Source organism: Microlunatus sp. GCM10028923 (genome assembly GCF_042666975.1).
Taxonomy (GTDB): domain Bacteria; phylum Actinomycetota; class Actinomycetes; order Propionibacteriales; family Propionibacteriaceae; genus Microlunatus.
The window spans coordinates 231,140-250,298 of sequence record NZ_JBHTFF010000001.1 but is presented as its reverse complement, the minus strand read 5'-3'; the positions used below and the strand labels follow the sequence as shown (position 1 = coordinate 250,298).

The window sequence follows — 19,159 nt, the reverse complement described above, 5'->3', positions numbered from 1 at the left end:
CGCCTGTCGCCGGTGACGGGCGGGCGGTGGTTGACTGGGGGTTGTGGCGGGCCGTGGTGATTCCGAGAAGACCCTGACCGACGAGTACGAACGCGTCCTGACCGGGGTCGGGCCGCGGTTGAAGGCGCTCCGGCAGGATCGGTCGGCGACGTTGCAGGACGTGTCGACGGCGACCGGGATCTCGGTCAGCACGCTGTCCCGGCTGGAGTCCGGACAGCGGCGGCCGACGCTGGAGTTGCTGCTCCCGCTGGCCCGCGAGTACGGGGTCGCGATCGACGAACTGGTGGACGCGCCGGAGACCGGCGATCCGCGGATCCGGCTGAAGCCGATGACCCAGAACGGGATGACGATGATCCCGCTGACCCGGCGGGCGGGCGGTCTGCAGGCGTACAAGATGATCATGCCGTACCGCAAGGGCGCGAAGCCGGATCCGCAGCGGCACGAGGGCTATGAGTGGATGTACGTGCTCAACGGCCGGCTCCGACTGGTCCTCGGTGATCATGAACTCGAGCTCGGGCCGGGCGAGGCCGCGGAGTTCGACACCAGGGTCGGCCACTGGTTCGCGGCGGCCGACCCGGCCGGTGTCGAACTGCTGTCGCTGTTCGGCAGCCAGGGCGAGCGGGCCCATGTCCGGGCCCGGACCCGCCGGGACGAGCGTTCCTGATCAAGCTCCGCTGAGCTGCCGGGTGCGGGACCGGGCGTGTTCGACCGCGGCCGCGGTCTCCTCCTCGATCAGGTCGGCGTTGATCATGGCGCCGGCGGTCAGGCCGGCACCGGCGGAGACGATCACCTGGGCCCGCGGATCGGCGACGTTGCCGGCCGCCCAGACGCCCGGAACGCTGGTCGCCCCGTTGCCGTCGGTCACGATCCGGCTGCCGATCCGGTACTCACCGGCCAGCACCGGCTCCACGCTCAAGCCCAACGGAGTCAGGAAATCCGCGCGGGCCTCCATGATCGTCCCGACCACCACCGTGGACCGGCCGACGAACCGGCCGGAGGCCAGCACCACCCCGGAGAGCCGGTCGGCCTCGTCCCGCTCCAGCCCGACCACCTCGCCGTCGACGATCTTGATCCCGCGGGCCTCCAGCCGCTCCCGTTGATCGTCACCGAGCTCGGTGGTGTGCGAGAACATGATCACGTCGTGGGACAGCTGCCGGAACATCAGCGCCTGGTGCGCCGCCATCGGACTGGTCGCCAGGACGCCGATCGCGGTGTCCCGGACCTCCCAGCCATGGCAGTACGGGCAGTGCAGCACGGACCGGCCCCAGAGGTCGGACACCCCGGGCACCGGCGGCAGCGTGTCCACCAGGCCGGTCGTGATCAACAACCGGCGGGACCGCAGCCGGCGGCCATCCGCCAGGTCGACCACGAACCCGCCCCGCTCGGCGTCCCGGGCGGCCGCCGTCACCGAGCCGTCGATCAGGGTTCCGCCGTAGCCGGCCAGTTCGGTCCGGCCGAGCTTGATCAACTCCGCCGGCGGCAGGCCCTCCCGGCCGAGGTAGTTGTGCATGTGCGCAGCCGGCGCGTTGCGCGGTTCGCCGGAGTCGATCACGGCGACCGAGCGCCGCGACCTGGCCAGCGCCACCGCCCCGCTCAGACCCGCCGGCCCGCCGCCGATCACGATCACGTCGTGATCCCGTTCCGTCGCTGCCCCTGCACCTGATCCGGACACCGTGTCCTCCTTCGATTCGGTCGAGGACTCCACCGTGCTCCGTACTCAAGGAATCGGCAAGCTTCCTTGCCGCTTCGGCAAACGATCAGCCCGGGTACGCCAGCGAGTCGACGCCGGCCGAGATCCGGGTCCAGCGGCGCGCCGGATCGAGCCAGTAGGCCTCGCCCTTCTTGGTCACGATCGCCACCTGGTTGTGGGTGGGCGAGGTCGCGAGCTCGGCCGCCTCGTCGTCGGGCAGTTCACCGAGGACCGAGATCTGGGACGCGTCCTGGGACATCAGGTACACCCCAACCGGCGCCAATTGGGCGGCCGCGCCGATCACCAGCAGCCGGGAGTCGTCCTGCCACCCCACATCGCGGAACTGCGTGATCGTGGTGCCCTGATTGCCCGCGGTGTCGACCCGGCTGGGCTCATCGATCACGATCCGGCCGTCGACGCGATTGACCAGGGCCAGTGTCAGCTGGCGGGTCGAGCCGACCTCGCGGACCATCGCGATCCGGGAGCCGTCCGGAGAGAGCTTGAACGACACGATCCTGCCGTCGCGCAGCCTCGGCGCCTGGACCTCGACGACCTTCTCGCCCTGCACTGCCCAGATGAGCTGTTGGCCGCCCTTGTCGCCGATCGCCCACAGTTCGCCCTGCCGGGAGTACTGCGGCCGCAGCAGGTCGGTCACCCCCTCGATCACCGTCGACGCCCGACCGTCCTCACCCTGCCTGCGCAGCACGGTGCGATTCTCGGTCACCACCGCGATGTCGCGGTCGTCCAGGGAGACGGCGATCCGTTCGGAATCGTCCTGCTTGCCCAGGTCGCCGGAAACCGGCGTGGTCTCTCGTTTGCCCGCCCGGTCGGTGATCATCCGGGCGCCGTCGTCGGTCGCCGCGTAGAGCTGATCACTGACCCCCGGCGGCAGGGCCGCGATGGCCCGGATCCGCTCGTCGTTCACCGAGATCGCTCCGGTCTGCGGGTCGGCGCCCGGGATCCGGAAGACCTCGCCGTTGACCCGGAGTTGGATCGACTGGACCTGATACTGGCGCAGGGTCTCGGCGATCTGGGCCGCCATGAGGATGCGTTGTTGGTCGGTCAGCTGGTTGATCGCATCACTCAGCTGCACCTCGGCCACGCCGCCCTCGACCGAGGCGGACTGGACGTCGAGCGTCGTACCGGCGGGGAGCGCGCTGCCGACCACCGTTCCCAGCGAGCCCGACGGTCCGGCCAGCAACGCCAACATCAGCGCCGAGGCGATGCTGGCCCGTTCCGGCAGGTAGATCACGTCCGGCACCAGGGTGCCGTCCCGGCCGACGAAGTAGACGTTGAAGCTGTCGTAGAACGTGTCGAAGGTCCACTTGGGCACCAGCAGCCCGGTCACCGGGTTGTTGATCCGCCACTCGCCGCCCTGCTTCTCCACCCGGAAGGTGGGCTGGAACCGCTGGTCGCGAACCAGGAAGTCCCGGTTCGGTCCCAGCACTCCGACCGTCCTGGCGTCGAGCAGGAAGGAGGTCGGGCTGGTCGCGGTCATCTGGCCGATGTAGACCGTCACTCCCTTGTCGGGATCCCAGCGCTCGGCGGCTTCCTTGGTCAGGTACTTGCGCGCCGTCGCATAGGTCGGCTCGTAGGCGGCCATCGCCTGCAGGAAGCCGTCGACGATCGTCTTCGGGTCGTCGCCCGGCTGCGGTGCGGCGGGATCGACGTTGAGGCAGCCGCGGCAGGACGGCTCGGCACCTTCGACCGGGTCGACCGGCCCGCTGGTCGGCACCTCGGCGCAGCCCGCCAGGACGGCCAGCAGCAACACCAGCAGGCCGGCGGCGATGCGGCCGCGCGACGTCGTGTTCACTGCTCCCCCCTTCTCGAGCTCCCCGATTCCGACGGTACGGATTCGTCCGATCCCCGCCCCAGCTCCAGCACCTCGGGCGATGCCGGCGAGGCGGCCGGTGTCGGCGAGGCCGGCAACTGGGCCGGCGTGTCATTGGTGTCCACCAGCGGCTGCGCGTACTCCACCCCGTCGACTCGGGAGACCGACGGTCCGACCAGGTCCCGCGGCACCAGCGGCAACGGCGACTGCTCCAGGATGCCACCCCGTTCCCGGGGCAGCGTGAGCCGGAACTGGGCGCCCATTCCGGGCCGGCCCCAGGCGGTCAGCCAGCCGCCGTGCAGCCGGGCGTCCTCCATCGCGATCGACAGCCCGAGGCCGGTGCCGCCGATGGTCCGGGTCCGGGCCGGATCGGCCCGCCAGAACCGGTGGAACACCAGCTTGGCCTGGCTCGCCTCGAAACCGACCCCGTGGTCGCGGACCGCGATCGCGACGGCCTCGTCGTCCCGGGCCAGCCAGATGTCGATCGGGCGACCCTCGCTGTGCTCGATCGCGTTGGTCAGCAGGTTCCGCACCACCCGCTCGATCCGGCGGGCGTCGACCTCGGCGACGCAGGGTCCCGGCGCATGCACGGTGACCGTGGTGGCCGCCTCCTCGGCGAACCGCTGGTGGGCCTCGACGACGCGCTCCACGACGCCGACCAGGTCGACCCGGTCCAGGCTCAGCACGGCGACGCCGGCGTCGAACCGGGAGATCTCCAGCAGGTCGGTCAGCAGCGCCTCGAACCGGTCCAGCTCGGCCTGCAGCAGTTCCGCCGACCGGGCCGAGACCGGGTCGAAGTCCTCCCGCGCCTCGTACAGCACCTCGGCGGCCATCCGTACCGTCGTCAACGGGGTGCGCAGCTCGTGCGACACGTCGGAGACGAACCGGTGCTGCACCGCGGACAGGTCCTCCAGCTGGGTGATCTGTTTCTGCAGCTCGCTCGCCATGTAGTTCATCGACGCGGCCAGCCGGGCCAGGTCGTCCTGGCCGCGGACCCGCATCCGGTTGTCCAGGTTGCCCAGCGCCAGACTCTCCGCGGCCCGGCGGGCGGCCCGGACCGGCGCCACCACCTGGCGGCTGACCAGGGCGGCGATGATCGTCAGCAGCAGCACCAGCAGCGCGCTGGTGCTGATCACGGCGGTGCCGAGAACGTTGAGCGTCTCCTGTTCCTGCTCCAACGGGAAGATCAGGTACGTCTCGTACGACCCGCTGCCCGGCAGCTGCAGCATCGTGCCGACCACGAACGCGGGCCGGGTGGTGTCCTCTTCGTTGGTCCGCTGCGCCGAGGCCGGCGTGATGAAGTAGCGGCCCTCGGCGTCGGACATGGTGACCTGGTCCCGGATCGCCTTCGGGATGCTGCTGACGTCGGCGTCCGCGGTCCGTACGGTCTGCCGGTTGACGAAGGCGACCACCCAGTAGCGGTCCGACCCGCTCCGCCCGGCCAGGTTCACCGCCAGCGTCTGGAAGAGTTCGTTCGCGTTGGCGCTGCTGGTGACGGTCGAGTTGTCCAGCGTCTCCTGCGCCTCGGCCAGCGCGGCGGTCGCCTCGGACTGCACGGCCCGTTTCTTGGTGTCGATCACGCCCGTGGTGGCCTGGCGCATGATCAGGAACCCGCCGAGCACGACGACCACCAGTGACGCGGCGAACACGGAGGTGATCACCCGCAGCGGCAGCGAGCGCCACCACCAGTTCAGCGGCAGCTTCCACCACGGCTGGTTCTCGTCCAGCGGGGCCGGAAGGGACATCGAGGCTTAACCCCTCATAGCGGTCACCGGGCCGGCTTCGGCTCGCCCGCCTTGTAGCCGATCCCCCGTACGGTGACGACGATCTCCGGATGCTCGGGATCGCGTTCGATCTTGGAACGGAGCCGCTGGACGTGCACGTTGACCAGCCGGGTGTCGGCGGCATGCCGGTAACCCCAGACCTGCTCCAGCAGCACCTCGCGGCTGAACACCTGCCACGGCTTGCGGGCCAGCGCCAGCAGCAGGTCGAACTCGAGCGGGGTGAGCTGGATCGGCCGGCCGTCGCGCTGCACCGAATGCCCGTCGACCTTGATCATCAGGTCTCCGATGAGCAGGGTCTCGGACTCGTTGTCGTCCAGCTGGCGGCGCAGCCTGGTCTTGATCCGGGCCACCAGTTCCTTGGCCTTGAACGGCTTCGCCACATAGTCGTCGGCGCCGGCCTCGAGCCCCGCCACGACGTCGATCGTGTCGGATTTCGCGGTCAGCATGACGATCGGTACGCCGGACTCGGCCCGGATCTGGCGGCAGATCTCGACGCCGTCGCGACCGGGCAGCATCAGGTCGAGCAGCACCAGGTCCGGCTTGGACTCGACATAGGCCGGATAGGCCTGGTCGCCGTGGGAGCACCAGATCGGCTCGAAACCCTCGTTTCGCAGCACGATGGTGAGCATTTCCGCCAGGGACGCGTCGTCATCGACGACGAGCACCCTGCCGCGGCTGCTCCCGCTCTTTGTTCCCTCTGACACCGAAAGCCTCTCTGACATAGCGTGAGTGTCGTGTCCGTCGCCACTGGGCGAGTTCATCCTACTGATCTGGAGCAGAAGAACACGGCGAACCGCTTCGGGTGTCTGCCGGTGCCTCTTCCGGATGCAAGACTTGCGCGGATGGCAGGGACGACCAACCCAGGCGGCGGGCTGCGGCTGGCCTCGGCGACTGCGCCCTGGCAGCGGACCCGTCGGCCGGCCGTTCTGGACGCGTCCCGGGCCGCCCTGATCCCGCTCCGGCCACTGACCATCACCGAGGTGCTGGACGCCGCGTTCCTGGTGGTCCGGGCCAACGCGCGGATGATGGTGGGGCTGCCGCTGGTGATCGCGGGCGGCGCCGGGCTCTATCTGCTCGGCGGGATCGGCCTCTGGTTCCTGCTCGGCGACACCTCCGGTGCGACGGCGCAGATCGTCACCGTCGTCCTGTACGGGCTGCTCGGCCTGCTGCTGCTGACGATGTGCCTGGTCTGGATGACCGCGGTGCTGTCCCGGATCACGCTGGAGACGGTGCTCGGGCCGGGCTTCGTCCCCGCAACGCCGTGGACCCTGCGGCGGGCCCTGCGGATGTTCTGGCCGATGGTCGGGTTGTCCCTGCTGCAGTGGGTGGCCGCGTCGACGATGCAGTCGATCATCATCACCGGGGTCTACTACGTCCTGATCGCCCTGATGCTCGCGATGGGAACGGGGTTCTCCCCCGCCGCGCTGGGTGGCCTGGCGACGGTCGTCAGCGTGATCGGGTACGTGATCTCCGCCGCCGCGTACAGCTATCTGTCGCTCGCCGTCCCGGCCTACGCCACCGAGAGCCAGCACGCCCCGGCCTGGATCGGCACCCCGGCCCGCCGGACCAACATCATCACCGCGTTCATCCGGTCGTTCACCTTGATCGGCTGGCGCAACCTGCCCCGGGCGACGGTGATCATGGCCGGCGCGTTCGCGATCGCGCTGCTGGTGATCGCGTTGGTCGGCTTCGGGTCGCTGCTGGTGCTGTTGCTCTACGCCACCTCGCTCGGGGTCGACTTCTACGACCTGCTTGAGAATCCGTGGACCTACCTCGGCGTGTTCGGGTTCTCCTCGATCGTCGCCATGTCGGCCCTGCTGGCCTTCGTCGCCGCGGTGCAGACGCTGCTCTACGTCGATCTGCGGATGCGCCGGGAGGGCCTCGACCTGGCGATGCGGTTCGACTGCGTACCCATCCCGCAGCCGTCCGCGCCGCCGATCATCTACGTGGCCCCGCCGATGCCGCCCCCGCCGCCGATGCAGGCCCCGCCCCCGATGCAGGCACCGCCGCCGGGGCACGGCCGATGATCCCGCTGGACGTCCCGGTCGAACTGAGCCGGGAGGAGGCGCGCCGGCGGGTCCTCGCGGAGCTCGAGAAGTCGCGCTATGCCGAGGCGCCGCAGTGGTTGCTGGACCTGCTGAGGTGGCTTTCCGAGTTGATGGAGAAGATCATCGCGTTCGTGTCCGGGGTGAGTTCCGGTCCGGCCGCGTCGGGCGGCAGCGGGATCAACGTCGGGTTCGTCGTCATCCTGGTCCTGATCGCCGCAGGGATCGCGCTGCTGGTCTGGAAGGTCGGGCTGCCCCGCTGGCAGACCCGGCGCCGCCGCGACGCCGAGGTGGACCTCAGCGAGGCGCTGGAACCGGACGACTACCGATCCGCCGCGCAGCGGTACGCCGAGGCCGGCGACTGGCGTTCGGCGGTACGGGACCGGTTCCGGGCCGTGGTCAAGGAGCTGGAGATCGCCACCATCCTCGATCCGCGCCCGGCCCGGACCGCCTTCGAGGCGTCCGCCCTGGCCGGCCGGGCGTTGCCGGAGCAGGCGGCCGAGCTGGACGCCGGGGCCGGCACGTTCTCCGAGGTGATGTACGGCGACCGGGTGGCCGACGCGGCCGCGTACCAGCGGATGACCGAACTCGACGACCGGATCAGCGAGGCGGCCCGGCGGGCCGACCTGGCCGGTGACCAGCCGGAACCCGCGGCCGGCCGTGGGGCCGAGCGATGACCGCCCCGACCGTGACCGACGAGCCGCCGACCACGCCGGTCGAGCCGCCGCAGCGACCGGGGTGGTCGAGATTCCTTCGGCATCGGGCGACCCGCTGGGTGGCCGGCGTTCTCGTGGTCGTCCTGATCGTGCTGGGCACCGTGGCCGCGTTCAGCACCGCCGTCGCCGGCCAGGCGGAGAACGATCCGCGGTCGTCGGGGCCGGACGGTGCCCGGGCCGTCGCCACGGTCCTGCAGCAGGAGGGCGTCGAGGTCAGGCCGACCGAACGGATCGGCGACGCGGTCCGGGACGGCGCCGGGGCGACCGTCGTGGTCGCCTACCCGGACCGGCTGTCCGACGACCAGGTACGCCAGCTGCTCGAGATCCCGGACGCGCGGTTGATCCTGCTCGGCCCGGACGACGGCCTGGGCCGGTTCGTCGCGGGGGTCGAGTCCAGCTACGCCGACGGCCAGCCTGTCGACCCCGGCTGCGCCGATCCGACCGCCGAACGGGCCGGGTCGGCCTCGTTCGCCGGCGGCCGGACCTTCCGGGCCGAGGCCACGCCGACCGTGGCCTGCTACGAGACCGAGAACGGGCACGGCTACCTGAGGCTGCCCTCGACCGCGGGCCCGGAGATCGAACTGCTCGGCGGCGGCTGGACCAACAGCACGGCAGCGGCCGACGGCAATGCCGCCCTGGTGCTCGGTCTGCTCGGCTCCCGGGAACGGCTGATCTGGGTGATGGCCAGCGGAGGCGGTCCCGGTTCCGGCGACCAGACCGCGCCGCCGCCGACCGTGCTGCCGCCCTGGTGGGCGGTCGCGGTGGCCCAGGCCGTGGTCGCGTTGATCATCGTCGGCATCTGGCGCGGCCGCCGGCTCGGCCCGATCATCCTGGAACGCTTGCCGGTACGGGTGCGGGCCTCCGAGACCGTCGAGGGGCACGGCCAGCTCTACCACCGGCTGCAGGCGCGGGAGCGCGCGGCCGCCGCCCTGCGCGAGGGAGTGGTGCGCCGGCTCGGCCGCCGGTACGGTCACGGGAACGACCCGATGGCGCTGGCGGCGGCCCTCGCCGAACGGACCGGGCGGGACAGCCGGCAGGTGTACCACGTTCTGTTCGGGCCGGTCCCGGACGACGATGATCAACTTCTGGACCTTGCGGAGAATCTCGATGATCTTGAGCAGGAGGCACGACAACCGTGAGCCATGACCCGTACCAGCAGCGGCCCTATCCGGACCGCCCGCCCGTCGCCCATGGCTACCCGGCGTCCCAGCAGTCGGCCCCGCCGCCCGCACCGCCTCCGCCGCCCCAGTCGCCGGCCCGGGCGGCGCTGTCCGCGCTGCGGGCCGAGGTCGGCAAGGCCGTGGTGGGCCAGGAGTCCGCCATCACCTCGTTGATCATCGCGCTGATCTGCCGCGGCCACATCCTGCTCGAGGGCGTACCCGGGACGGCGAAGACGTTGATGGTGCGCGCCTTCAGCAAGGCGATGCGGATCGACACCAAGCGGCTCCAGTTCACCCCGGACCTGATGCCCGGCGACATCACCGGCACCGTGATCTACGACGCGCGGTCGTCGGAGTTCACCTTCCGCGAGGGTCCGGTCTTCACCAACCTGTTGCTGGCCGACGAGATCAACCGCACCCCGCCGAAGACCCAGTCCGCCTTGCTGGAGGCGATGGAGGAACGCCAGGTCAGCGTGGACGGGACGCCGCGGCCGCTGCCCGATCCGTTCATCGTCGCGGCGACCCAGAACCCGGTCGAGTACGAGGGTACCTACCCGCTGCCCGAGGCCCAGCTGGACCGGTTCCTGATGAAGATCAAGATCGACCTGCCGCAGCGGGACGCGGAGATCGAGGTGCTGAACCGGCACGCGCATGGCTTCGACCCGCGCGATCTGGACGCGGCCGGTCTGACCGCGGTGGCGACGCCGGAAGATCTTCGCCAGGCACGGCGGGAGACCCAGGCGGTGCTGATCCAGCCGCAGGTGCAGGCGTACATCGTCGACGTGGTCCGGGCCACCCGGCAGTCGCCCTCGCTGCAGCTGGGCGTCTCGCCGCGCGGTGCGACCGCGATCTTGAACACGTCGCGGGCCTGGGCCTGGCTGTCCGGCCGCGACTATGTGTCCCCGGACGACGTCAAGGCGCTGGCGTTCGCCACCCTGCGGCACCGGGTGGCGTTGCGCGCCGAGGCCGAGCTGGAAGGGGTCACCGCCGATTCGGTGATCGAATCGATCCTGGCCACCGTTCCGGTCCCGCGCTGATCATGATCCTCACCTGGCGGGCCGGTCTGCTGGCGGCGATCGCCGTGGTCGCGGTCGCGATCGCGGGTCACTGGCTCGCCTTCGTGATCGCGACCGGCCTGCTGGTGCTGGTGATCACGGTCGACCTGGTGCTCTGCCCGTCCCCGGCCAAGATCACGGTACGGCGCTCCGGCGACACCTCGATCCGGCTCGGTGAGGAGGCCGAGGTCTCGGTCCTGCTGACCAACCACAACCGGCGCGCGATCAAGGCGACCGTACGGGACGCCTGGACCCCGTCCGCCGGAGCCCGCAACGGCATCACGACGTTGACCATCCCGGCCCGGCAGCGTCGGCTCACCCGGACCACGCTGCGGCCGACCCGGCGCGGCGACCGGCCGAGCGGCCCGGTGATCATCCGCAGCTACGGGCCGCTGCGGATCGCCGGCCGGCAGCGGGCCCACCACCAGGCGCCGTGGCAGGTCCGGGCACTGCCGCCGTTCAACAGCCGCAAGCACCTGCCCAGCCGGGTGGCCCGGCTGCGTGAGCTGGACGGCCGGTCCAGCATCCTGCAGCGCGGCCAGGGCACCGAGTTCGACAGCCTGCGCGAGTACGTACCGGGCGACGACGTCCGGTCGATCGACTGGCGGGCGACGGCCCGGTCCACCACGGTGGTGGTGAAGACCTGGCGGCCGGAGCGGGACCGGCACGTGCTGATCGTGCTGGAATCCGGCCGGACCTCGGCCGGCCGGGTCGGCGACCAGCCGAAACTCGATCACTCGATGGATGCCGCGCTGCTGCTGGCGGCGCTGGCCTCCCGGGCCGGCGATCGCGTCGACCTGTTGATCGTCGACCGCGAGGTGCGGGCCAGCGTGGTCGGCGAGCCGGCGTCGACGATGCTGAGCACCTTCGTCAACGCGATGGCCGGCGTCGAGTCGGTCCTGGTCGAGACCGATCACCGCAAGTTGGTCGCCGAGGTGATGACCCGGGTGGCCCAGCGGTCCCTGGTGGTGATCTTGACCGGGCTGGACACCGCCGCGATCACCGACGGCCTGCTCGGGGTGATCGGGCCGATCCGGCGCAAGCACCGGATCGTGATCGCCGCCGTGTCCGATCCGCGGATCGAGGAACTGCTGAGCCGGCGCGAGGAGCCCGGGGACGCGTACGCCGCGGCCGCCGCGGAGGTCGACATCGCCCGCCGGGAACGGCTGGTCCGCCAGCTGCGCGACCTCGGCATCTCCATCGTCCAGGGGCCGCCGGACACCTTCGCGCCGGCCCTGGCCGATCACTACCTGGCGCTGAAGAAGGCCGGCCGGCTCTAGCCCGTCACGGTTACGATCTTCGGTCAACTCTTGCCAAGCGGACCGGTCGCCGTTAGTTTGTGCACTTATTGCAATCGGTTTCATCGATTGGGGAAATGATCATGACCTGGGCCCGCTCACTCAGCCGTCGCCATCTGCTCGCCGGCGGCGCCGCCGTCACCGGAGCGGCCCTGCTCGGCGGTTGCGCCGGCAGCGCCGAGAACGACAACTCCGGCGAGGCCAACCGGACCGTCGTGCTGCCGTCCTACCTCCCGTACACCGGAATCAAGCCGGACCTGCCGTCGACGAACGAGGCGGTGATGCCCGGGTTCCTGAGTTACCCCAAGGGTGACGTCACGGCGACCGAGGGCAAGCCGTTGGCCAGCGGCAAGCCGCTGACGATCTTGACCAACACGAACACGCAGCTGCCGCCGGCGCTGAACGACAACAAGTACTGGCAGGCGGTCAACGAGGCGGCCGGCGCCGAACTCCAGTACACGATGGCGAACGCGGCCGACTACGTGGCCAAGCTGAACGTCGTGATCGCCGGAGATGATCTTCCCGAGATCGTGTCGATGCGGCCGCTGGCCGACCTGCCGCGGCTGCTCGAGGCGCGGTTCACCGACCTGAGCGAGCACCTGTCCGGCGACGCGATCAAGAAGTATCCGAACCTGGCCAACATCCCGACGATCTCGTGGAAGTCGTGCGTCTACAACGGCGGCATCTTCGGGATCCCGCTGAACCGGCCCGCCGCGGCCGGCGAGATGCACGCCCGGCTCGACATCATCAAGGCCAAGGGCGCGAACCCGGAACCGAAGAGCTACGCCGAGTTCCTCGAGATGTGCCGCACGGTCAACGATCCCAAGCGCAACAAGTACGCCATGGGCAGCCCGCAGTCGACGCTGAACTTCCTCAAGGAGATGCTCGGCCTGCCGCTGAACTGGGGCGTCGACGAGGCAGGCAAGTTCACCCACGTCGCCGAGCGGGAAGAGTTCCGGGAGGCCCTGGACGCGATCACCCAGCAATGGAGCGAGGGGCTCTACCACCCGGACGCCTTCACCCAGGAGACGTTGCTGGCCCAGTGGGTCGGCACCGGCGCGGTCGCCGTGAACAACGGCGGCGCCGGCTCGGTGTCCGGCTACTTGATCACCTACGCCGCGGTCGCACCGGAGATGGAGATGGGCGTGCTGGTGCCGCCCAAGTGGGACGGCGGCGGCGACGGCCAGAAGCTGCTCGGCCCGGCCGTCTACGGCCCGGCGGTGCTCGCGGTCACCAAGACCACCCCGGAGCGGCTGAGCGAGATCCTGGCGTTCTTCAACTGGCTGGCCAGCCCGTTCGGCACCGTCGAGCAACGGCTGCTCACGTACGGCATCGAGGGTCACACCTTCGAGTACAAGGACGGCGACCCCGTGAAGACCAAGGCCGGCGTCCTGGAGACCAACCTGCCCGTCAACTACACCGGCTCGGCGCCGGTGGTGAACTTCACGCCCGGCCGGCCGGAGACGACGAAGATGTATCACGCCTACCAGGAGCGCTGCGCGAAGAACAGCCTGCCGCTGGCGACCCAGGGGCTCTACTCCCCCACCCAGCAGTCCGATGGCGCTGCCCTGGACAAGAGCCTCGTGGACGGGATGAACGACGTGATCACCGGCCGGAAGAAGCTGGCCGACTTCGACGCGATCGTCTCCACCTTCCGCACCGGCGGCGGCGACAAGATCAGGACCGAGTACGAGGAAGCCTACGCCGCCACGCGGTGATCAACTTCGTCTGAGGAGACAGCACGCCATGGCGCGTCGCTTCACCCTGCCGCCTGCGCAGGATCCGTTCGTCAATACGCCGCTGATCAGTCTGGGAGCCGGTGCCGACGGGCTGGAGCGGTTCTGGATCACCTCCTGGAACAGCGTGTCCGGGACCCAGGCGATCATGATCACCGAGGACGGCCGGTCCGAGCAGCACCGGTTCCCCGACGACCCGGGCTTCTACAGCGCCGGGCCGGAGGATGCCGACACCCTGTGGCTCTGCGGCGATCTGGGGAAGGTGGTCCGGTACGACCTGCGCACCCGGGAGCTGGAACGGTATGCGACGGGTGCCCCGTACGCGCTGATGTTTGGTGGCATGGTCGTCGACCCGGCGTCCGGGAAGCTGTTCGGGCTCGCGTTCCCGCCGCCGGATCCGACCGCGATCAGCTTCGACTTCCGCAACCGTACCGCGGGGTCGGTCACGCCGAATCCGTGTGCCGAGCACTACTCGGCCTCCCACTTCGCCAACGGCGACGGCACCTTCACCCTGCTCGCCTTCAATCCCGATCTGGCCTTGCTGCGTTGGGATCCGGCCACCGACAAGGTGACCAGGACGCTGGCCAGCGAACTGGTCGGCCGGCCCGTGCGGTGGACCGACCGGTCGACGATCAGCGCAACGATCACCGACGGCGCCGGCCGGGTCTATCTGCCCGAGCTCGGCTGGTACGACCCGATCGGGCAGCGGCTGGTGGACGGTCCCGAGGCGTCCGCGCGGATGAACTGGTTCGCGCTCCGGGACGGCACGGCGTGGGGCGCGGCGATGGCCGGCGAGATGCTGACGCTGGCTCGCTGGGACCTGGCCAGCGGCAAGATCACCGAGCTGTGCCGGATCCCCGACGGCACCATCCAGGGCACCCGGCTGACCGAGTCCGGCCGGATCGTCGCGGTCACCATGTTCGGCACGTTCTACCTGATCGACGCCGAGGACGGCTCGTTGCTGCAGGCGCGCCACGTACCGTCGGATTCGGTCGGCCACGTCGACTGCCTGCGCCGGATCGACCAAGATCGACTGCTCGGCACGACCTTCATCACGCAACGGTTCTGGAGCCTCGACCTGCGCACCGGCGTGGGTGAGGATCTCGGCCGCGCCGCGCCGGGCGGCGGCGAGGTGTTGCAGACCTGGAAGATCGACAACCGGGTCTACCTGGCCGCCTACACCGGCGCCGAGCTGGTCGAGTACGACCCCGAGCGAGCCGCCCGGTTCCCGGAGAATCCGCGGATCGTGGCCAAGCCGGCCGCCGGGATGCGTCCGGTCGCCGCGGCCGACGACGGCCGGATGATCTTCTATGCGTCGAACCACCACTACGGCGAGTTGGGCTGTGTGCTGACCCGGTACGACACCCGGACCGGCCTGGCCGACTACGCCGACGATCCCCTGCCCGGGCAGGCGATCCGCAGTCTGGTGCTCGACTCCGCGGGGACCGCACTGCTGGCCGGCACCACGATGGACGCGGACTGCGAGAGCGCGCCGCCGTCCGATGATCACTGCCTGTTCGCCACGATCGACGCGGCGACCCTGACGGTGATCACGACCGCGAAGTCACCGGCGGGCACCCGGATCGCCCGGGTACGCGGCGCGATCGACCATGATCGTTTCCTGGCCACCGTGACCGGAACCTTCGAGGGCCGGAGCGAGAAGCGCTGGCTGATGCTGCCCGCCGCCGGGCCTTGGCCGGAGCTGACCCTGGCCGACACCCGGCCGTTGCCCGACCAGGCGACGGTGGTGGTGCCGGTCGGGATCGCGGGGCTGTTCGTGCTCCGTACCGCCGCCGGGTTTGCGCTCTGGGACTTCCGGGGCGACGCCCCGGTCCGACTGGCCGACGTCTGCGACGACCCGAAGGCGTACGCCTGCGAGATCCAGGACGGCTCGATCCACGTCCTGCTTCCGGATTCGGTCCTGGTCGACGACGAACTGCTGTCCCGGTTCGCCTGATCAGGGTCGCGGCAGCCAGGGCCGGCGGTCGACGGCGAGCTTGAACGCGTCCGCGTGAAAGGCGGCGCCGCCCTCGTCGCCGTGGCGGTCGTTCCACCAGGCGTTCATGATCATCTTGAAGGCCGCCCACCAGTGGATCGCCAGCTCCGCCTGATCACCGGTCGGGAGTCCGACCCGGTGCAGGAACTCGGGCCACCGCTGCTGCGGCAGGAACCCCCAGATCTGGCTGCCGACGTCGCGCAGCGGATCGGACAGGTCGATGAGATCCCAGTCGAGCAGGTACGGGTGGCCGTCGGCGATCACGTAGTTGTGCCAGTGCGGGTCGGGGTGGATCGGGCGGGTCGGCAGCCGCGCGATCTCGGTGGCCTGCCCTCGCCAGCGATCCAGCCGGACCTGAAGTTCGTGATCACGCAGCGGCTCCAAGGCCGGGGCAGGCTGGGAGTCGATCATGGCCACCGCGTCCGGGACGGCGAGCCGCCAGGTCCCTTGCCTGGGCAGGAGCAACCGGCGGAGCGGTTCGTCGTTGAGGTAACTGCCGACCAGGTCGGCCCAGCGCGGCAGGTTGGCGGCGAACCAGTCATGATCGGGATGCGGCCCGCTGACCGCCCGCTGCACCACGTATTCCCGCCCTTCGTACAGGCCGGTCGCCAGAATCGGCGGCGTCACGCCCAGCTCGGCGAGCCGGGACAGGATCTCGAGCGGCACCTCGGCCAGCTTGACCGCGACAGCCTCAGCGCCCCGCTCCGCCAGCCGGGTCACCTTCATCGAGCCGCGGACCCCGGACACCTGCCACCCCGCCCCCGGCAGCACGGCGCGGACATAGTCTTCGGTCAGCTCAACCATGCCCAAGACCTACCAGCCGAGCCCCGAACGCGCGAATTCAACTCACCGCCGCGGCGGACCCAATCCGGACCGACACCAAGATCACGGTGAGGAGGAGGCGGTCGCACGATCAGCGCCGCGTACTCCACCCTCCGGGTCCGGGATGTCCGAGATCGACGGCGATCGCACGAGATCCCTCGCTGTCGGGTCGATCTGGCACGATCCCCGTCGATCTCGGTCACTATCCCCGACCGCCAACGCCGCCAACAAGCCGCGCGGCACCCACGCACCCGAGCTTGTCGAAGGGCGGCGCGCGATCCGACTTGGCCCTTCGACAGGCTCAGGGCGCTGAGGTTTGATCGGGAGCGGCCGGAGGGTATAGCTACCAAGCCGGTACCAAGATCACGAGTGCCGGAACCGTTCGGGAGAGAGACCCACGACCAAACGCCAGGCACTCCCGGCCTACGCGCCCGCTCGGCAACATCGTTCCATGAGCTTGTCGAAGGGCAAGGCACGATCCGGCTCGGCCCTTCGACAGGCTCAGGGCACTGAGGGATGATCGAGGGCGGGCCGCAGGGCATGGGCGACCCGGCCGGCACCAAGATCACGGCGGGCCGGAACGGTTCGTGAAAGAAACCAGCCTGCACGACCCACCGCTAGGCGCTGCAGGCCTACCCTCCGCCAACAAGCCGCTCGGCAACACCGTTCCCTGAGCTTGTCGAAGGGCAAGGCACGATCCGGTTCGGCCCTCCAACAAGCTCACGACACAGAGGCAGATCAGGCAGCAGACCACGGGTGGGCGAGCGGTCCGGAACCAAGATCATGGATGCGGTGTGATTCTTGAGATGGGCCTGACTGCACGACCAAACGCTCGGCGCTGCCGGCCAACGCGCCCACCAACAAGCCGCTCGGCAGCACTGTTCCCTGAGCTTGTCGAAGGGCAAGGCATGAACCGGCTTGGCCCTTCGACAGGCTCAGGGCACAGGATTGGTCAGGCAGCGGGCTACATGGGTGGGCGACCGGTCCGGGACCAAGATCATGGTTGCGGTGCGATATGTGAGATGGGCCCGGCGGCACGACCAACGCTAGGCACGACCGGCCAACGCGCCCCCCAACAAGCCGCTCGGCGACGATGTTCGATGAACTTGTCGAAGGGCAGCGCATGATTCGGGTTTGGCCCTTCGACAGGCTCGGGGCACGGCGGCTGGTCAGGCAGCGGACCAGGGGGTGTGGGTGGCCAGTTCGGGACCAAGATCATCGGTGCGGTGCGATATGTGAGATAGGCCTGGCTGCACGACTAAACGCCAGGTACTACCGGCCTTACCCGCCAACGAGCCGTTCGGCAGCACCGTTCCCTGAGCTTGTCGAAGGACGAGGCACGATCCGGTTTGGCCCTTCGACAGGCTCAGGGCACGGAGGGTTGGTCAAGCAGCGGACCAGAGGGCGTGGGCGACCGGTCCGGCACCAAGATCATGAGTGCCGGTACGGTTCGTCAGGAAGACGTGACCATGCGGTGACCGGAAGATCATCGTGGTCGGATCAGGTTTTCGTCGTCGCCAGCCACCGTGGGTCACCGCGCGATGCTCAGTCCTCGACAGCGGAATGAGCTTCTCGACCCGGGTCTGGCCGGGCGGACCGTTCGGCCGGTACGGGTCCGTGTGATCAAGATCAAGATTCCGGGTCGCCGTCGACCACGGGAACACACTCCCTGGACACCGCAACAGCGCATGGTCACGATGCCGGTTCGGGATCTCGTAGTCGTCTACTGGTGGCGGAGCGTCGTTCAGGTCGATCACCGGACGCACGATCACGCGATCGTGGTGTAGCCAGTCACCGATCACGCTCTTCAGGGCTGGTCCGATCTCAGGCACCCGGCAGACGCCTTCGTCCTGGGCGAGGTCTTCGGCGGAGATGTGGACGACCACGGTCGAGGTCGGGACCAATAGTTTCGGATCCAACTTCTCGACCAGCCGCTGCACCGCGGCCTCGAAGATCGCCGACTCCACATCCACCGAAGCCGGCCGATCCCGCAACGCCGGATGGACCTCGGACTCCTCGACCATCAGCTCGGGTTCATCACCCGGCGTCAACGCGGCCACAGCCTCGGCCAACTCCTCATCGAACAACTCTGGCTGCCGACGCTTCGCCCGCAACCTGGTGATCGCAGCGGCATCACCCAACAATCCGAACGCCTCAGCACGCCGCTCATCAGCAGTGCCCTCACTCAGACAGTCCGCGAGTTCCTGCACCCGCGCATACAACCGTTCCGCCGCCAACGGTTCCAGCCTGCCGAACACGCCCTTCAGCCCGTTGTCGTCGGTCTGCGACTTCCACACCCCGACCTGCTTACGCCGCTCCTCATACTCCGCCCGAGCCCGATCACCGTCGATCCGCAAGATCGTCGCTTCGACTGTGTCGAAGAGCTTCCTGGGTGGCTGCGTCCCGGCGAACCACGCCACCGCACGATCCACCTCACCAGCTTGTTCTTGGGAGAGGCGGTGCGTCATCCGGGCGACCCGGAGCGCCTGCCACTCCTCCACCTCACAGCCCATGACCTTGGCCCACAACTGTGGCAGTCGGTGACGAAGATCAAGAACGTCGCCCAGGAACAGCATCCCGGAGCTGGTGCTCTTGCCCAGTTTGGCGGACAGTTCGACCATGGCGAGATCGTTGACCGCCGGCGTCCCTTCCCCGCCCGGCCGGACCGCCCGGGCCAACCCGGGCCCGGTCTCCATGATCGACTCCGCCGGATGCGCATCCGCCCAGGCTGCGACCCAGACCAGGAGTTCGTTCGCGACCGCGATCCGGGCACGCTTCAACCCGTCCACGGCCTTCAGGATGTCGCGGCTGCCGTACCCGACAGCCTTCGACTCCAACGATTCGAACATAAAGACTATTATAGGCCAAGGAACCGACAGAATCCCAACAAAACAAGGAATCTGTGGACTACTTTGAACCGGATTGGATTTCGGAGGATGGCAGGTTCCCCAGGGTCGCTACCGAGTCGTTGGGCTCGCCGCCGGCGCGGGCTGACCGACCCGTCCCGACGGATTCCGTGGGCCTTG

At 69.5% G+C, this 19,159-nt stretch carries 14 protein-coding genes; 8 read left to right on the top strand and 6 right to left on the bottom strand.

Going from position 1 to position 19,159, the window contains the following annotated elements:
- Positions 1 to 73 precede the first annotated feature (73 nt).
- On the top strand, positions 74 to 664 hold the full coding sequence (locus ACFQU4_RS01130; RefSeq protein ID WP_377487321.1) for a helix-turn-helix domain-containing protein: 591 nt from the start codon (positions 74 to 76) through the stop codon (positions 662 to 664).
- Here the strand turns inward: ACFQU4_RS01130 and ACFQU4_RS01125 are convergent, their stop codons facing one another.
- From ACFQU4_RS01125 to mtrA, 4 genes are all read right to left on the bottom strand, one after another.
- Positions 665 to 1,672: an NAD(P)/FAD-dependent oxidoreductase gene (locus ACFQU4_RS01125; RefSeq protein WP_377485819.1), complete on the bottom strand. Its 1,008-nt coding sequence runs from the start codon at positions 1,670 to 1,672 to the stop codon at positions 665 to 667. It abuts the gene before it with no gap.
- A gap of 85 nt (positions 1,673 to 1,757) precedes the next feature.
- Complete coding sequence (locus ACFQU4_RS01120; RefSeq protein WP_377485817.1) at positions 1,758 to 3,503, bottom strand: LpqB family beta-propeller domain-containing protein; 1,746 nt, start codon at positions 3,501 to 3,503, stop codon at positions 1,758 to 1,760.
- The gene (mtrB, locus tag ACFQU4_RS01115) at positions 3,500 to 5,266 is read right to left on the bottom strand and encodes an MtrAB system histidine kinase MtrB (RefSeq protein ID WP_377485815.1); all 1,767 of its coding nucleotides are present in this window, start codon (positions 5,264 to 5,266) and stop codon (positions 3,500 to 3,502) included. Before mtrB ends, ACFQU4_RS01120 begins: the two co-directional genes overlap by 4 nt.
- Before the next feature lie 23 nt (positions 5,267 to 5,289).
- Positions 5,290 to 6,009, bottom strand: a complete 720-nt coding sequence (gene mtrA, locus ACFQU4_RS01110; RefSeq protein WP_377485813.1) for an MtrAB system response regulator MtrA — start codon at positions 6,007 to 6,009, stop codon at positions 5,290 to 5,292.
- Positions 6,010 to 6,147: 138 nt separating this feature from the next.
- Here mtrA and ACFQU4_RS01105 point away from each other — a divergent pair, with 138 nt between their 5' ends.
- The 7 genes from ACFQU4_RS01105 to ACFQU4_RS01075 all read left to right on the top strand — a co-directional run bounded on the left by ACFQU4_RS01105 (position 6,148) and on the right by ACFQU4_RS01075 (position 15,272).
- The gene (locus ACFQU4_RS01105; RefSeq protein WP_377485807.1) at positions 6,148 to 7,332 is read left to right on the top strand and encodes a hypothetical protein; all 1,185 of its coding nucleotides are present in this window, start codon (positions 6,148 to 6,150) and stop codon (positions 7,330 to 7,332) included.
- Complete coding sequence (locus ACFQU4_RS01100) at positions 7,329 to 8,027, top strand: DUF4129 domain-containing protein (RefSeq protein ID WP_377485805.1); 699 nt, start codon at positions 7,329 to 7,331, stop codon at positions 8,025 to 8,027. Before ACFQU4_RS01105 ends, ACFQU4_RS01100 begins: the two co-directional genes overlap by 4 nt.
- A complete protein-coding gene (locus ACFQU4_RS01095; protein WP_377485803.1) occupies positions 8,024 to 9,205 on the top strand; it encodes a DUF4350 domain-containing protein in 1,182 nt (393 codons plus the stop codon). Before ACFQU4_RS01100 ends, ACFQU4_RS01095 begins: the two co-directional genes overlap by 4 nt.
- Positions 9,206 to 9,333: 128 nt before the next feature.
- Positions 9,334 to 10,263: an AAA family ATPase gene (locus ACFQU4_RS01090; RefSeq protein WP_377487319.1), complete on the top strand. Its 930-nt coding sequence runs from the start codon at positions 9,334 to 9,336 to the stop codon at positions 10,261 to 10,263.
- Positions 10,264 to 10,265: 2 nt separating this feature from the next.
- A complete protein-coding gene (locus tag ACFQU4_RS01085; protein ID WP_377485801.1) occupies positions 10,266 to 11,561 on the top strand; it encodes a DUF58 domain-containing protein in 1,296 nt (431 codons plus the stop codon).
- Between the two features lie 95 nt (positions 11,562 to 11,656).
- Positions 11,657 to 13,297 (top strand): extracellular solute-binding protein, encoded by a 1,641-nt coding sequence (locus tag ACFQU4_RS01080; RefSeq protein ID WP_377485799.1) that lies wholly within the window; start codon positions 11,657 to 11,659, stop codon positions 13,295 to 13,297.
- A 28-nt stretch (positions 13,298 to 13,325) separates the two neighbouring features.
- Positions 13,326 to 15,272 (top strand): hypothetical protein, encoded by a 1,947-nt coding sequence (locus tag ACFQU4_RS01075; RefSeq protein WP_377485797.1) that lies wholly within the window; start codon positions 13,326 to 13,328, stop codon positions 15,270 to 15,272.
- Here ACFQU4_RS01075 and ACFQU4_RS01070 read toward each other — a convergent pair whose 3' ends face one another.
- Together ACFQU4_RS01070 and ACFQU4_RS01065 are read right to left on the bottom strand one after the other, a co-directional pair.
- On the bottom strand, positions 15,273 to 16,115 hold the full coding sequence (locus ACFQU4_RS01070) for a phosphotransferase family protein (protein ID WP_377485795.1): 843 nt from the start codon (positions 16,113 to 16,115) through the stop codon (positions 15,273 to 15,275).
- A 1,403-nt stretch (positions 16,116 to 17,518) separates the two neighbouring features.
- Complete coding sequence (locus ACFQU4_RS01065; RefSeq protein ID WP_377485793.1) at positions 17,519 to 18,982, bottom strand: hypothetical protein; 1,464 nt, start codon at positions 18,980 to 18,982, stop codon at positions 17,519 to 17,521.
- Between the last annotated feature and the right edge of the window lie 177 nt (positions 18,983 to 19,159).